This is a genomic window from Nocardia sp. FBN12 (assembly GCF_050320175.1).
Lineage (GTDB): Bacteria > Actinomycetota > Actinomycetes > Mycobacteriales > Mycobacteriaceae > Nocardia.
On the sequence record NZ_CP190048.1, the window covers coordinates 3318046 to 3332914 of the forward strand.

13 protein-coding genes are annotated in these 14869 nt (G+C 67.6%); 7 read left to right on the forward strand and 6 right to left on the reverse strand.

Annotation, left to right across the window (positions count from 1 at the left end):
• Positions 1–25 precede the first annotated feature (25 nt).
• Positions 26–1450 (reverse strand): NlpC/P60 family protein, encoded by a 1425-nt coding sequence (locus ACQHI0_RS15985; RefSeq protein ID WP_427908729.1) that lies wholly within the window; start codon positions 1448–1450, stop codon positions 26–28.
• Positions 1451–1715: 265 nt separating this feature from the next.
• A complete protein-coding gene (locus ACQHI0_RS15990; RefSeq protein ID WP_427908730.1) occupies positions 1716–2261 on the reverse strand; it encodes a DUF6676 family protein in 546 nt (181 codons plus the stop codon).
• Positions 2262–2545: 284 nt separating this feature from the next.
• On the opposite strand from ACQHI0_RS15990, the gene acnA reads away from it, so the two are divergent.
• Both acnA and ACQHI0_RS16000 read left to right on the forward strand, forming a co-directional pair.
• Positions 2546–5359, forward strand: coding sequence for an aconitate hydratase AcnA (gene acnA, locus ACQHI0_RS15995; RefSeq protein WP_427908731.1), 2814 nt, complete (start codon positions 2546–2548; stop codon positions 5357–5359).
• Positions 5360–5490: 131 nt separating this feature from the next.
• Entirely contained in the window at positions 5491–6060 is a 570-nt protein-coding gene (locus tag ACQHI0_RS16000) for a TetR/AcrR family transcriptional regulator (protein ID WP_266290299.1), read from the forward strand.
• A 94-nt stretch (positions 6061–6154) separates the two neighbouring features.
• Here ACQHI0_RS16000 and ACQHI0_RS16005 read toward each other — a convergent pair whose 3' ends face one another.
• A complete protein-coding gene (locus ACQHI0_RS16005) occupies positions 6155–6655 on the reverse strand; it encodes a MarR family winged helix-turn-helix transcriptional regulator (protein ID WP_427908732.1) in 501 nt (166 codons plus the stop codon).
• 137 nt (positions 6656–6792) lie between these two features.
• On the opposite strand from ACQHI0_RS16005, the gene ACQHI0_RS16010 reads away from it, so the two are divergent.
• The 4 genes from ACQHI0_RS16010 to ACQHI0_RS16025 all read left to right on the forward strand — a co-directional run bounded on the left by ACQHI0_RS16010 (position 6793) and on the right by ACQHI0_RS16025 (position 9388).
• Positions 6793–7215, forward strand: coding sequence for a cupin domain-containing protein (locus ACQHI0_RS16010; protein ID WP_427909179.1), 423 nt, complete (start codon positions 6793–6795; stop codon positions 7213–7215).
• Between the two features lie 78 nt (positions 7216–7293).
• Positions 7294–7713 (forward strand): acyl-CoA thioesterase, encoded by a 420-nt coding sequence (locus ACQHI0_RS16015; RefSeq protein ID WP_427908733.1) that lies wholly within the window; start codon positions 7294–7296, stop codon positions 7711–7713.
• A 287-nt stretch (positions 7714–8000) separates the two neighbouring features.
• On the forward strand, positions 8001–8414 hold the full coding sequence (locus tag ACQHI0_RS16020; protein WP_427908734.1) for a hypothetical protein: 414 nt from the start codon (positions 8001–8003) through the stop codon (positions 8412–8414).
• 14 nt (positions 8415–8428) lie between these two features.
• Complete coding sequence (locus ACQHI0_RS16025) at positions 8429–9388, forward strand: hypothetical protein (RefSeq protein ID WP_427908735.1); 960 nt, start codon at positions 8429–8431, stop codon at positions 9386–9388.
• A gap of 22 nt (positions 9389–9410) precedes the next feature.
• Here ACQHI0_RS16025 and ACQHI0_RS16030 read toward each other — a convergent pair whose 3' ends face one another.
• Together ACQHI0_RS16030 and ACQHI0_RS16035 are read right to left on the reverse strand one after the other, a co-directional pair.
• Positions 9411–9683, reverse strand: coding sequence for a helix-turn-helix domain-containing protein (locus ACQHI0_RS16030; protein ID WP_266290315.1), 273 nt, complete (start codon positions 9681–9683; stop codon positions 9411–9413).
• A 168-nt stretch (positions 9684–9851) separates the two neighbouring features.
• A complete protein-coding gene (locus tag ACQHI0_RS16035) occupies positions 9852–11483 on the reverse strand; it encodes an ABC-F family ATP-binding cassette domain-containing protein (RefSeq protein ID WP_378627138.1) in 1632 nt (543 codons plus the stop codon).
• 123 nt (positions 11484–11606) lie between these two features.
• On the opposite strand from ACQHI0_RS16035, the gene ACQHI0_RS16040 reads away from it, so the two are divergent.
• A complete protein-coding gene (locus tag ACQHI0_RS16040; RefSeq protein WP_427908736.1) occupies positions 11607–12371 on the forward strand; it encodes an SDR family oxidoreductase in 765 nt (254 codons plus the stop codon).
• 83 nt (positions 12372–12454) lie between these two features.
• Here ACQHI0_RS16040 and ACQHI0_RS16045 read toward each other — a convergent pair whose 3' ends face one another.
• Positions 12455–14845, reverse strand: coding sequence for an MMPL family transporter (locus ACQHI0_RS16045; RefSeq protein WP_427908737.1), 2391 nt, complete (start codon positions 14843–14845; stop codon positions 12455–12457).
• Between the last annotated feature and the right edge of the window lie 24 nt (positions 14846–14869).

Consider the following 14869-nt stretch of genomic DNA (forward strand, 5'->3'; position numbering starts at 1 on the left):
GGCCTCTACCAGCACTGATACCCACTCAGTCGGTGACGATGCGAACCGCGTACGGCATGATGCCGTCCTCGCGAACCGGCGAAATCTTCACGATATCCCCAGATTCAGGGGCCTCGATCATCGTGCCGTTGCCCAGATACATCGCCACGTGCGCGCTGCCGCCGGGGCCCCAGAAGAGCATGTCGCCGCGTTCGCGGTCCTCGACGTCGACGCGGGTGCCCGCGTTGTACTGGTAGCCGCTGTAGTGCGGTAGCGAGACGCCGATGCCGGCGAAGGCGTAGAGCATCAGACCCGAGCAGTCGAAGCCGACCTTGTTGAAGTCGCCGTGGGCGTCGCCGGTGCCGCCGTCGCGGATGCCGAGGGTGGGGCCGTCCTCGTCGCCGCCGCCCCAGGCGTAGGTGACGCCGAGTTGGGACATCGCGCGGTCGACCACCGTTTCGATCGCGGCCGAACCGGTGATCTGGGGCTGCGAGGGGCGCGGTTTGGTTCGGCGGGGGGAGGCGGGGGTCGATTCGAGGTCGGTGTGGGGGCGCTGGCCCTCGTTGAGTTCAGCGGCGCGTTCGCGGGCGGCTTTGTCGGCGGCGGCGCGGGAGGCGGCGGCGTTGGCGGCGGCCAGTAGGGCCATTACCTCGGCCTCGCGTTGGGCGTCCCAGGTCAGGAAGATCTCGCGCTGGCCCTGCAGGCCGGCGACCGTCGAGCGGGCGGCGTCGAGGGCGGTCTGGGCGGCGCTGCGGTCGCGGCGCAAGTTGTCGCGGGCCACAGCTTGGGTGTCGAACTCGGTCTTGGCGATGTTCACCGCGGTCTGGGCGGCGTCACGTTTCTGTTCCGCGCCCGCGGCGGCGGTATCGGCGTCGGCCTTGGCTTGCCGGGCGGCGGAGTTCTGGTTGGCCTGGTCGATCTGGGCACGACGTAGACCGTCCAGGACCTGGCGCTGGTTCTTCGACACCATGCCGAGCACCTGCGCGCGATCCATCGCGGCGTCGGGGGTCGAGGAGGCGAGGTAGGTGACGACCGAGCTGTTGGCGGGGCGCACGTAGGCCTGGGTGGCGACCTGATCGAAATCCTGGCGTGCCACACCGACTTTCGTGCCCGCGTCGGCCAGTCGGTCCTGGCTGTCGGTAACGGCCGCAGCGGCCGCGTCGGCGGCGTCGCGGGCGGTCTGCAGGTCGACGAGCGCCTGGTTGACCGCTTCGCGTTTGCCCGCGAGCTGGTCGTCGAGTTCGCGCAACTGCTGATCGGCCGCGGCGACGCGATTGATCAGTACGCCGATCTCGCTGACCCGCGCGTCGACTTGGGCGCCCGCTCCCGCGATCTCACCGTCGGAGGGATTGGGCGGCGGAGGTGGCACCGCGGCGACCGGGCCCGCGGTGAGCAGCACCGCCATCACCGCCAGCAACCCGATCGCTATTCGTAATAGACCTGGTTCGTCCTGCCTGCCCGCACCGCGCACGGCACCTCCGAGTATCTCGACTCGACATACGCCACCGGCACATCAGCCGAAACACCGACCACAAGAGTCGACCAATGCCCCCTGTACCACTGCATTCACGATCGCGATCACCGCTACCGTACGACACATAGTTCCCAAAGGAAACAACTGCCACAGTGGCGCGCGGCAGCAATTCATCGATTGCTCAGAATTAGCCTGACGCGAGACAGTTTTCTACGCCATAAAACAGACCGTTGGTCTGGAAATGTGACTGGAGTGAAATCAGTTAGTTGGCGGAGCTCGCATCGACGCGCGGCGACTCGGTGACAGCCGGGACGTCGGGGCCACGGCGGACCTTCACCAGGTACAGCCCGGCGATCGCCAGCGCCATCAGGCCGAGCATCACGGCGGTGATGACGCTCCAGGAGACGCCTTCCGGCTGCTCCAGCCGGTCGACGAAGGCCTGCACGGCCTCTTCGGGATGGTTGCCCTTGTACTTGGCCGCGTCCTCGGCCCATTCGAGGCGAACCCGGCTGATGCCGTCGCTGTAGGTGCCGAGCCAGTCGTCGCTGAAGACCGCGACAGTTCCGTGCGTGCTTTCGCCGACCTCGGTGGCCAGATCACGTAGGCTCGAGTCGTGGCCGGGATTACCGGGAACGATGACGACGCTGAGCGGGATCCCCTCGGATCGCGCCTGCGCGACGATCGCCGCCAGTTTCTCCTGATCCTGACCCTTGGGGGCCGCGACGTGATTGTCGGCGAGGTCGGACGCGACGCTGCTCAGCACGGTGTTCGGTGGCAGCTCAGCCGCCATCGGCGCAAAAGTGGTCATCTTCCATCCGGTCTGTCGAGCCACGATCGCCGGTGTCGCGACGGGCGTCCAACACTGCCAAGGTGAGCGTCACTGCGTCTTCGGCCGACTTCGCTCGTCAGGCACAGTACGCGACGTAGCGCTCTCCTACGTCCGCACGCCGCTGTCGGCGGCCCCCGCGTATTTCATAGGACAAGCGTACTGTTAGGCTCGTACGGCGAGGAAACCGGCACATAACGGCGCCGGATACCCCCTCCGAAGACGCGAGTCGCCGGCACAGCCCCGCCGGCGGCACACCCTCACACATGAGTGGAGCTGACGTGACGAAGATTGATACCTTCGGCGCCAAAGGCACGCTCGAGGTCGGAAGCAACTCCTACGAGATCTTCCGTCTCTCGGCTGTTCCCGGCACCGAGAAGCTGCCCTATGCCCTGAAGGTGCTGGCAGAGAACCTGCTGCGCACCGAGGACGGCGCGAACATCACCGCCGACCACATCCGCGAGATCGCGAACTGGGACCCCTCGGCGCAGCCGAGCGTCGAGATCCAGTTCACCCCCGCGCGCGTGATCATGCAGGACTTCACCGGCGTGCCCTGCATCGTCGACCTCGCCACCATGCGCGAGGCCGTCACCGTCCTCGGTGGCGATCCGAGCAAGGTCAACCCGCTCTCGCCCGCCGACATGGTCATCGACCACTCGGTGATCCTGGACGTCTTCGGCCGCGCCGACGCGCTGGAGCGCAACGTCGACCTCGAGTACGAGCGCAACGGCGAGCGGTACCAGTTCCTGCGCTGGGGCCAGGGCGCCTTCGACGACTTCAAGGTCGTCCCCCCTGGCATGGGCATCGTCCACCAGGTCAACATCGAGTACCTGGCCCCCACCGTCATGGTCCGCAACGGCCAGGCCTACCCCGACACCTGTGTCGGCACCGACTCGCACACCACCATGGTCAACGGCCTCGGCGTGCTCGGCTGGGGCGTGGGTGGCATCGAGGCCGAGGCCGCGATGCTGGGCCAGCCGGTCTCCATGCTCATCCCGCGCGTGGTCGGCTTCAAGCTGACCGGTGAGATCAAGCCGGGCGTCACCGCCACCGACGTGGTGCTCACCGTCACCGAGCAGCTGCGCAAGCACGGCGTCGTCGGCAAGTTCGTCGAGTTCTACGGCAAGGGCGTCTCCGAGGTACCGCTGGCGAACCGCGCGACCCTGGGCAACATGAGCCCCGAGTTCGGTTCCACCGCCGCGATCTTCCCGATCGACTCCGAGACCATCAACTACCTGCGCCTGACCGGCCGCAGCGACGAGCAGCTCGCGCTCGTCGAGGCGTACGCCAAGGAACAGGGCATGTGGCACGACGCCGAGCGCGAGCCGGTGTACTCGGAGTACCTCGAGCTCGATCTGGGCGACGTGGTGCCCTCGATCGCGGGCCCGAAGCGTCCCCAGGACCGCATCCTGCTCAGCGACTCCAAGCGCGCGTTCCGCTCCGACATCGTCAACTACGTCGGCGAAGGTGAGCTCACCGCGCTGGACGAGGGCGTCGACGAGTCCTTCCCGGCCTCGGACTCGACCGCTGTGTCCGCCAGCGCCGCCGACGACACCTACACGCCCGCGCACTCCGCGGCCAAGGGTGCCAACGGCCGGCCGTCCAAGCCGATCGAGGTCGTCGGTGAGGACGGCAACAAGTTCGTGCTCGATCACGGCGCCGTCGTGGTCGCGGGTATCACCTCCTGCACCAACACCTCCAACCCGTCGGTCATGCTCGGCGCCGCCCTGCTCGCCCGCAACGCGGTGGAAAAGGGTCTCGCGACCAAGCCGTGGGTGAAGACCAACATGGCGCCGGGTTCGCAGGTCGTCACCGACTACTACGAGAAGGCCGGTCTGTGGCCCTACCTCGAGAAGCTCGGCTTCTTCGTCGGTGGCTACGGCTGCACCACCTGCATCGGTAACACCGGTCCGCTGCCCGAGGCGATCTCGGCCGCGATCAACGACAACGACCTCTCGGTCACCGCGGTGCTCTCGGGTAACCGCAACTTCGAGGGTCGCATCTCCCCCGACGTGAAGATGAACTACCTGGCCTCCCCGCCGCTGGTCATCGCGTACGCGCTCGCGGGCACGATGGACTTCGACTTCGAGACCGACGCGCTGGGCCAGGACACCGACGGCAACGATGTCTTCCTGAAGGACATCTGGCCCTCGGCCCAGGAGATCGACGACACCATCAAGACGTCGATCAGCCAGGACATGTTCCGCAACTCCTACGCCACCATCTTCGATGGTGACAAGCGCTGGCAGGGTCTGGCGACCCCGGAGGGTGACACCTTCGCGTGGGACGAGAAGTCGACCTACGTGCGCAAGGCGCCTTACTTCGACGGCATGTCGATGGACCCCTCCCCCGTCACCGATATCGCCGGCGCTCGCGTGCTGGCGCTGCTGGGCGACTCGGTCACCACCGACCACATCTCCCCGGCGGGCCCGATCAAGCCCGGCACCCCGGCCGCGCAGTACCTCGACGCCAACGGTGTGGCCCGCAAGGACTACAACTCGCTGGGCTCGCGTCGCGGCAACCACGAGGTCATGATCCGTGGCACCTTCGCCAACATCCGGCTGCGCAACCAGCTGCTCGACGACGTCTCGGGTGGTTACACCCGCGACTTCACCCAGGACGGTGGCCCGCAGGCGTTCATCTACGACGCCTCGCAGAACTACCAGGCCGCGGGCATCCCGCTGGTCGTGCTCGGTGGCAAGGAATACGGTTCGGGCTCCTCGCGTGACTGGGCCGCCAAGGGCACCAGTCTGCTGGGTGTGAAGGCCGTCATCACCGAGTCGTTCGAGCGCATCCACCGCTCGAACCTGATCGGCATGGGCGTTGTGCCGCTGCAGTTCCCGGCCGGCGAATCCGCCGCGTCGCTGGGCCTGACCGGCACCGAGACCTTCGACATCGCCGGGATCACCGCCCTCAACGAGGGTGTCACCCCCGAGACCGTCAAGGTCACCGCCACCGCCGAAGACGGCAAGGTCACCGAGTTCGACGCGGTCGTCCGCATCGACACCCCCGGTGAGGCCGACTACTACCGCAACGGCGGCATCCTGCAGTACGTGCTGCGCAACATGATCCGCGGCTAACTGCTCGACCCGGTGGCGTGACATCGTAAGATGTTGCGCCACAAGGGCATTCGTATGCCCGTGAATAATGCGACAGCCCCCGTCTCGGTTCGCCGGGGCGGGGGTCCGTGTATCCGCTAGCTGGAGGAATCATGCCCAAGGTCAGCGACGACCACCTCGCCGCCCGCCGCAGCCAGATCCTCGACGGTGCACGACGCTGCTTCGCCGAATACGGCTACGACGGCGCCACCGTGCGCCGCCTGGAAGAAGCGATCGGCCTCTCGCGCGGCGCGATCTTCCACCACTTCCGCGACAAGGATGCCCTGTTCTTCGCCCTCGCCAAAGACGACGCAGAGCGGATGGCCGACGTCGCCGCCAACCAGGGTCTCGTCCAGGTCATGCGCGATATGCTCGCCCGCCCCGAAGAATTCAACTGGCTCGGCACCCGCCTCGAAATCGCCCGCCGGGTCCGCACCGACCCCGAATTCCGCGCGGGCTGGACCCAACGCTCCGCCGAACTCACCGCCGCGACCCTGGCGCGCCTGGAACGCCGCAAGGCCGCGGGCGCCCTGCGCGACGACGTCCCCACCGACGTCCTGCTCGGCTACCTCGACCTGGTCCTCGACGGTCTGATCGCCCGCATCGCCTCGGGCCACACGAACGAAAACCTTTCGGCCGTACTGGATCTCGTCGAAGCCTCGGTGCGCCGCAAGGAGTCCTGAGTCAGGCTCCACACGGTTCCCGCCGCCATGGCCGCCACTCTTGCGCCCGGCGGGATCATCGCGAGGCGCCGTTTCGCTGATCGGGATCGGGCGGTCACTCCGCCCACCGACTGAGCAGAGTTCGCGAAATTCGGTCCAGGGCGGCCCGATCCGCGGGATCGAGAACCGAGAGCATGGCCGTCTCGTTCTCGGTGTGGGCCACGACCACCGTGTCGATCAGTGCGCGCCCGTCCTCGGTGAGCGCCACCCGCACGGCGCGTCGATCTTCGCGGTCGGCGACCCGACGCACCAGGCCCGCCGTCTCGAGCCGGTCGATGCGGCCGGTCATGCCTGCGCGCGACAGCATCAGAGTGTCGGCGAGCACCGACGGGTTGAGTTCACAGGGCGCACCCGAACGGCGCAGTGCCGCAAGCACATCGAACTCACCCCGTTGCAAACCGTGTGCGGTGAACACGGTTTCGATCCGCGCCATGGCGATGGTCATCAGCCGGCCGAGCCTGCCGAAGACCGCCATCGCCTCGAGTTCCAGCTCGGGTCGCTCCCGCCGCCACTGCGCTGCGATCGCATCGACCACATCCGGTTCGCGTTCATCCATGGACACGATTCTATTCGCTGAGATATAGTTCGGTACCGAATTATCAACCGACGAACGGAACGGTCATGACGAACTCCCGCGACATCGCCCTCTGCCTGCCCGAAGACGCCGAGACTCTGGGCACCGAGAACGTGCGGATGCGCCTGCTCGTCGACGCGAACGCCAGCGACGGCGCGGTCAGCACGCTCGAAGTCACCATGACGCAGGGCGCCGACGGCGCCGCGCCGCATTTCCACACCCGCTCCGATGAGCTGTTCTACGTCGCGGACGGCGAACTCCAGGTCATGGCCGGGGACCGCATCCTCACCGTCGGTGCGGGCGGCTCGCTGGTCGTGCCGCGGCAAGTGCCGCACGCCTTCGGCGCGACCCCCGACAGCGGCGCGCGCATTCTGATCGCCTTGATGCCGGGCGTACAGCGCTTCGAGTACTTCCGCCTGCTCGACCGGCTGATCCACGGCCAGGCCACCCACGACGAATTCGTCGCTGCCCAAGAGGAATTCGACAATCACTTCGTCGACGCGCCCGCCTGGTGGGCCGAGCGCAACGCCCATCGCGGGTAATACGCCCTCGGCACCACTGTGGCCGATATTGCACCCGAAACGGGAACAACCCGTCGAGAGCGCCTGGTTATACACCGTATGACGTTCTCCGTACCGGTCCTCGTCCGCGGCTACGAGCTCGACACCCAGGGCCACCTCAATCACGCCGTCTACCATCAGTACGGTGAGCACGCCCGGTGGGAGTTGATGCGCGCGGCGGGCATCTCGCAGGACAAGTTCATCGCCAGCGGTGTCGGCGCGGTGGTGCTCGAGTCGACCATCAAATACAAGCGCGAGCTGCGCGGCGGCGACGAGGTCACGGTGACCTGCGTCTTCGACTGGAAGGAAGGCGAGAAGGTCTTCCGCTTCCACCAGCAGATCATCAAGCTCGACGGCACCGTCTCCGCGGAGATCACCGTCGTGGCGGGTGCGATGGATCTGACGACCCGTCGACTCGTCCCCGAACCGGCCGAACACTTCCGCGGCCTCGCCGAGAATCCCGAACTGCTCGGCCTCTAGCGACCACACACGGCGCGGCGCGCAGCTCCCGGCATCCGTCCGGGATTGCCCGTCGCGCCGTTGTCGTATATGTTTGCTGCCGGATTGCCCATGCGAACACAGTTGACGCATCCGAGTTGTCCGAAATTCTTTCCCCGCAAGGCGATCACGCGCCGCTCGGCGGTTTGCCCGGCGCTCCGCAAATCTTGCGAACCCGCTCGGCAGGCCACCCGTTCACGCTATGATCCGAAGCACCTTTTGGGGTTCTGGCAAATCGCGAGCAGACGAGAAGATCGGAGTGAGTGCCCATGACCGACGCCATCCACCTCCCCGCTACCGCGTCGTCCCGAGATCGGGGCCCCGCCTTGCGCGGATTGCTGGTGGCCGAGTCCGATCGCGACATCTCGGTGCGGGTCGACGGTGGTACCTGGACTTTCGACCGCAGCGACGTCGTGCGACTCACCGAAGAGGGCGCGGGAGAACGTCAGGTGCGCGTCGACATCCGCCCTGGCGCGACAGCGGATTTCACCCGGCGCATGCGCGTCGAGCTCGTCGACCGGCCGATCACGCTCGCACCGGAACCATCGGAAGCGCTCGGCGACGAGCAGCTGGCCCGCGCCACCCGCAGCTGGGCGACGAAACTGCGCATCGCCGAACGAGGTGGTGTCACCGGGGCGACGTTCACTTTCCGCGACGGCATCAACTGCGACAGCCTCGACTGAAGCGGACCGGGCTCATGGAAGGCGCTACCGACGCCGTGCTCATCGTCTCCGAAACCGACGACCTGCACGCCGATGCGCTGGCGTCGACCCTGCGAGAACACCACGGGCTGGACCCGATTCGGCTCGACCTGCGCGACTTCCCTTCCGAGACAGGAAGTTTCCGGCTCGACAAGGCGGGCACCAACCGCGCGATGTCGCATATCCACGGCCTCGACGACGTCCGTGCGGTGTGGTGGCGCAGGCCGCATCCGTGCCGGGTTCCCACCGGCGTTCGCGCGGCCGACGACGAGTTCCGCCAAGCCGAGTGCGACGGGTTCATCCAGGGCATGCTCTGGTCGATCCCGGCGTACTGGGTCAACGATCCGGCAGCCGAGCGCACCGCGGCCCGCAAGATCGTGCAGCTCGAAACCGCGCAGCGGGCGGGCTTCACGATCCCGGAAACGCTGATCACCAACGACCCGGACGAGGCGCGCAGTTTCGTCGAATCCCGGTGCGGTCCAGTGGTGTACAAGCGCACCGGCACCGGGCGTGGCGAGTTCTCGGAGACCAGGATCATCACCAGGCCCGAGCTGAGCAGGCTCGAGTCGATCCGTTCGACGCCGACCACGTTCCAGGATTATGTGGAGGCCAGCTGCGATCTGCGGGTGGTGTGGGTCGACGGTGTCGAGTGGAGTGTGCGCATCGACTCGCAAGCGGGCGTCGGTCGCATCGATTCGCGGCTCGACACCTCGGTCGCGTTCGCGCCGGATCGGCTGCCCGCCTCGGTGAGCAAGTCCCTCGCGACCCTGATGGGTGCGCTCGGGCTCAGCTTCGGCGTCGTCGATCTGCGCCTGGGCAGCGACGGCGAGTACTACTTCCTCGAGGTGAACCCGCAGGGACAGTTCGCGTACCTCGAGATCAAGACGGGGCTGCCGCTGTTCGCCAGCCTGGCGAATCTGCTGGTCCGCGGCGACGGAGCCGTCGCAGGCTGGTAGCGGCCGGCGTCCGCGCCGCGGCTCAGTCGGCCGGATTCTTGCGCCGGTTGGCGCCGCCGCGCCCACGCAGTTCGACATGCGACTCGACCAGCACATTGTGAATGAAGCCGTACGAGCGACCGGTGGACCTGGCCAGGGTGCGAATGGACGCGCCCGCCTCGTACTGCTTCTTCAACTGGGACTGCAACCGGTCGCGGGACTTGCCCGTCACCCGGGTGCCCTTGCCCAGCGCTGCCTTGCCGATCGTCGATTTACCCTTGGCCGATCTAGCGGCCTGTCTGGCACTGTCGCTCATGGCTTCCTCCGAGTCGCCGAGCACTGCCTCCAGGCTAGACACTTCACACTCGGTGATCAACGAAAACAGTGATCAAACTCACGCGACCCCGGCGAGTTCCGCCCCGACACAGCGTTTCACATCAGATCAGGCAGTATTCGACTTCGCCTGACTCCGGGCCATGACGGATCAGGCGAGATCGATGAGCTCCGCGTACTCCGCGGACCAGTGGTCCTCGGTGCCGTCGGGCAGCAGAATGACCCGCTCCGGGTTGAGCGCCTCGGCGGCACCCGGATCGTGGGTCACCAGCACCACGGCGCCCGCGTAGGTGCGCAGCGCCTCGAGGACCTGCTCGCGCGAGACCGGGTCGAGGTTGTTGGTCGGTTCGTCGAGCAGCAGCACGTTGGCCGCCGAGGAGACCAGCCCGGCCAGTGCCAGACGCGTCTTCTCACCGCCGGAGAGCGTGCCCGCGGGCTGCTCGAGCTGCGGCCCGGTGAACATGAACGCACCGAGCAGGCTGCGCAGCTCCTGCTCCCCCGCATCCGGGGAGGCGTGGCGGATGTTCTCCCACACCGAGGCCTGATCGTCGAGGGTGTCGTGCTCCTGGGCGAAATAGCCGACCTTGAGCCCACGGCCCTGTTCGACGCCACCGGCGGTGGGCGTCTCCACACCGGCGAGCAGTTTCAGCATGGTCGTCTTACCGGCACCGTTGAGCCCGAGCACCACAACGCGGCTGCCCTTGTCGACGGCGAAGTTCACACCGGTGAAGATTTCGAGGGAACCGTAGAGCTTGGTCAGGTCCTTCACCATCAGCGGTGTCTTGCTGCAGGCGGCGGGCTCGGGGAACCGGATGCGGGCGACCTTGTCGCTCACGCGCACGTCGTCGAGCTCGTTGATCAACCGTTCGGCGCGACGCACCATCTGGTGTGCCGCAGCGGCTTTGGTGGCCTTCGCGCCGAGCTTGGCGGCCTGCTGACGCAGCGCACCCGCCTTCTTCTCGGCGTTGGCGCGCTCGCGGACACGACGCTGCTCGTCGGTGGCACGGGCGTCGAGGTACTTCTTCCAGCCCATGTTGTAGACGTCGGGCTCGCCGCGCACGGCGTCGAGGAACCACACCTTGTTCACCACGTCGCCGAGCAGTTCCACGTCGTGGCTGATCACGATCAGGCCGCCGTCGTGGTTCTGCAGGAATCCGCGCAGCCAGGTGATGGAGTCGGCGTCGAGGTGGTTGGTCGGCTCGTCGAGCAGCAGGATGCGATCGGAGCGCCCGCCGGAGCCGTCGGAGGCCGAGAACAGGATGCGGGCCAGCTCGATGCGGCGACGCTGACCACCGGAGAGGGTGCGCAGCTGCTGGTCGAGGACGCGGTCGGGCAGGCCGAGGCTGTTGCAGATGCGTGCCGCTTCGCTCTCGGCGACGTAGCCACCGAGCGAGGAGAACTGGTCCTCGAGGCGCCCGTATCGGCGAATCGCCTTGTCGCGCGCGGCATCATCGGCCACCTCGGCCATCTCGACCTGGGCCTTCTCCATATCGCGCAGCAGCACGTCGAGCCCACGCGCCGACAGCACCCGGTCCTTGGCGATCACATCGAGATCGCCTTCCTTCGGGTCCTGCGGCAGGTAACCGATGTCGGTGGAGCGAGTGATCTTTCCGGCATACGGCTCACCCTCGCCCGCGAGGATGCGCAGGGTGGTGGTCTTACCCGCACCATTACGACCGACCAGTCCGATCCGGTCGCCGGACTGCACCCGCAGCGCCGGCCCCGGGGCCGAGAGCAGGGTGCGGACTCCGGCCCGGACCTCCAGGTCGGTCGCCGTGATCACAGAGTTCTCCTCAGAGTAAGACAAGCGGGAAAGGTATATCGGCAAGAACCACTTATTTTACCGTCGCCCTCGCCGGAAGCCGCACCCGGCGCTGCCCGATGTGAGCGTGGTTACTCTCTTGGCATGACTACCGATCTACTTGGCCGCACTGCCCTCGTCACCGGAGCCAGTCGCGGCATCGGCCTCGCGACCGCGGCCGAACTGATGCGCCGGGGCGCGAACGTGCTGATCACCGCCCGTAAACCCGAACCGCTGGAGGCCGCCGCTACCGAGCTGCGCGCGCTGGGACACAAGGGCCAGGTGAGCTTTATCGCCGGCAACGCGGGTGACGCCGACGCGCGCGCGGAAGCCGTGGCCAGGGCCGTCACCGAGTACGGCTCGCTCGACATCCTGGTCAACAACACCGGCATCAACCCGGTCTACGGTCCGCTGATGGACGCCGACCTGGGTGGCGTGAGCAAGATCTTCGACGTGAACGTGGTGGCGTCGCTCGGCTTCGTCCAGCAGGCCTACCGCGCGTGGATGGCCGAGCACGGCGGCGCTGTGGTGAACGTGGCCAGCGTCGCGGGCATCCGGTCGTCCGGGGTGATCTCGGCCTATGGCGCGTCGAAGGCGGCGCTGATCCGGCTCACCGAGGAGCTGGCCTGGCAGCTGGGCCCGAAGATCCGGGTCAACGCGGTGGCGCCGGGCGTGGTCAAGACCAAGTTCGCCGATGCGCTCTACTCCGACGACGAGGAGCGCGCCGCGAGCGTGTACCCGATGAAGCGACTCGGCGAGCCCGAGGATGTGGCTCGGCTGATCGCGTTCCTGGTGTCCGACGAGGCCGCGTGGATCACCGGCGACTGTGTGCGGGTCGACGGCGGGTTCCTGTCCACCGGCGGCATCTGACACGCACTCCGCCGAAACTCGCAGGGGCGGGCCGCGTTTCCGCGTTGCCCGCCCCTGCGACTTTTCGTCAGTCCGGGGTCGCGTCAGTCCGAGGTCGCGCGGCTTCCCGACGAGGCCGAGATACTCGCCTGCGGCCGCGCGCCGCCGGTCCCGTCCTCGGCGCGCTCTGCCTCGGCCCGCTCTGTCTCGGCGCGTGCAGCCTCAGCGCGTGCCGCCTCGGCCCGCGCGAGCGGATCCACGACAACGACCTCCTCGCCCCTGGCCGCGGCGAGCGGATCGCGCACCACCACTTCACGTTTCGGCGATCGCGCCGCGCCGCTGTCATCCAGGCCCCACCGGTCGTGCAGGCGGCGCAGGAATTCCGGTGCGTACCAGTTCGCGTCGCCGAGCACCTTCATCGCGGCGGGGAGCAGGAACCCGCGCACGAGGGTGGCGTCGACGATCACGGCCAGCGGCAGGCCGATGCCGAAGGCCTTCATGAAGGTGATGTCGGAAGCGAGGAAGCCGAGGAACACCAGGGAGATCAGGATCGCCGCGGCGGTGACGATGCGTCCGACCCGTTCCAGGCCGAGCGCGACCGCGGTCTCGTTCTTGCCGGTGCGGTCGTATTCCTCGCGGATCCGCGAAAGCAGGAACACCTGGTAGTCCATCGCGAGCCCGAAGGCCGCGGCGAACAGCATCACCGGGACGGTGGCCGACAGATCCCCGGTAACGGTGAAGCCGAGCACCCCGGACAGGTGCCCGTCCTGGAAGATCCACACCAGCGCACCGAAGGTCGCGGTCAGGCTCAGCGCGCTGAGGACCACCGCCAGCACCGGCAGCACCACACTGCCGGTGAGCGCGAACAGCACGATCAGCATCATGATCACCACGAAGCCGAGCGCCCACGGCAGTTCGTTCTCGATGGCGGCGACCGAGTCGGCATTGGCCGCGGCCACGCCACCGACCAGCAATTCGCTCGGTGTCTGCACCGCGCGCACCTGCTCGACCAGGCTTGCCAGGGCGTCGCTGTCGCCGCTGGCGGGCACGATCGACAGGTAGACGGCCTGCTCGACCCGGAATCGCGCGTTGTCCGCGGTGGGTTCGACGAGCAGCCCGCCCTGGGCATAGCTGCCGGTGGCGGTGTCGACGCGGCGGACATTGTCGAGGTCGGACAGGTCACGGGCGATGGTGTCGAGTCCCGCTGCGCTGTAAGCACTGTCCGGCAGCACCGCTACCAGGGTGTGCTGGTCGCTCTCGCCGAAGTCGCGGGCGACGATCTCGGCGACCTGACGGGAGTTCATCGCTTCCGGCAGGATTCGTTCGTCCGGGAAACCGAGTTTCACGCCGAGGAACGGTGCGCCGAGCAGGAGCAGCAGCGCGGTGACGGCGAGCCCGATCGAGATCGGCTTGCGCATCACGGCCGTAGCCAGTTTGTGCCAGGCACCCTCGCCCGGTGCGGGGCGCGGCGCGCGCAGGAACCACCAGCCCAGCTGACCCTTGTCGATGCGTGTGCCGATCAGCAGCAGCGCGGCGGGCAACACGGTGAGCGACACCAGCGCGGCCAGCGCCGCGACAACGATGCCCGCGTACCCCATCGACCGGATCGCCAGCAGCGGGAAGAACAGCAACCCGGCCAGCGCCACCGCGACGGTGAGCGCGGAGAACGCGACCGTCCGGCCCGCAGTGCGCAGCGTGGTGGCCACCGCGCCCGCCGGAGTGCGGCCATCGGCGAGTTCATCGCGATAGCGGTTGACGATCAGCAGGCTGTAATCGATGGCGAGCCCGAGGCCGAGCAGCGTCGCCACATTGGTCGCGGTGACCGAGAGCGGCGTGAACAGCGTGAGCAACCACAGCGCGCCCATGGTGGTGAGCACGGTGCCGATCGCGACGAGCAACGGCAGGCTCGCGGCGACCAGGCCGCCGAAGACGAACAGCAGCGCGATCAGCGTGAGCGGGAACGCGATGGCCTCGCCCTTGGCGATATCGGTCTTGCTCTGCTGGACCGTCTCGTGCATCAGCATGGCGAATCCGCCCGCCCTGACCTGCAACGATCCCTGGTTCCCCGTCAGCTCCCCGGCGATGGCGGCGACGCGCTGGTCGATCTCGCGTTCGCTGCCGAGCACACTCGCGACGATCAGACCCTGCTTGCCGTCGACACTGCGCAGCGCGGGCAGGTGAGTGGTCCAGTACGACATCACCTCGGTGACGCCCTCGCGTTCCTGCAGGTTGGCGACCAATGCCGTTGCCGCCGCGGTGGATTCGGGATCCTCCACCGAGGACTCGGTCTCCACCAGCAGCAGCAGATTCGGCGGCGACTGCCCGAACTCGGCACGCAGCACCTCGAGCGCGCGGCTGGATTCGCTGCCGGGGTCGGTGTATCCGCCGCCCTCCACCCGCTCGAACAACGTGGCACCCAGGGCGCCGAGCACCACCGCGAGCACCGCGAAAACACCGAGCACCCAGCGACTGCGCCGCCTGGTGAATTCGAACACCGAATTGTCCCCTAACTGATCACG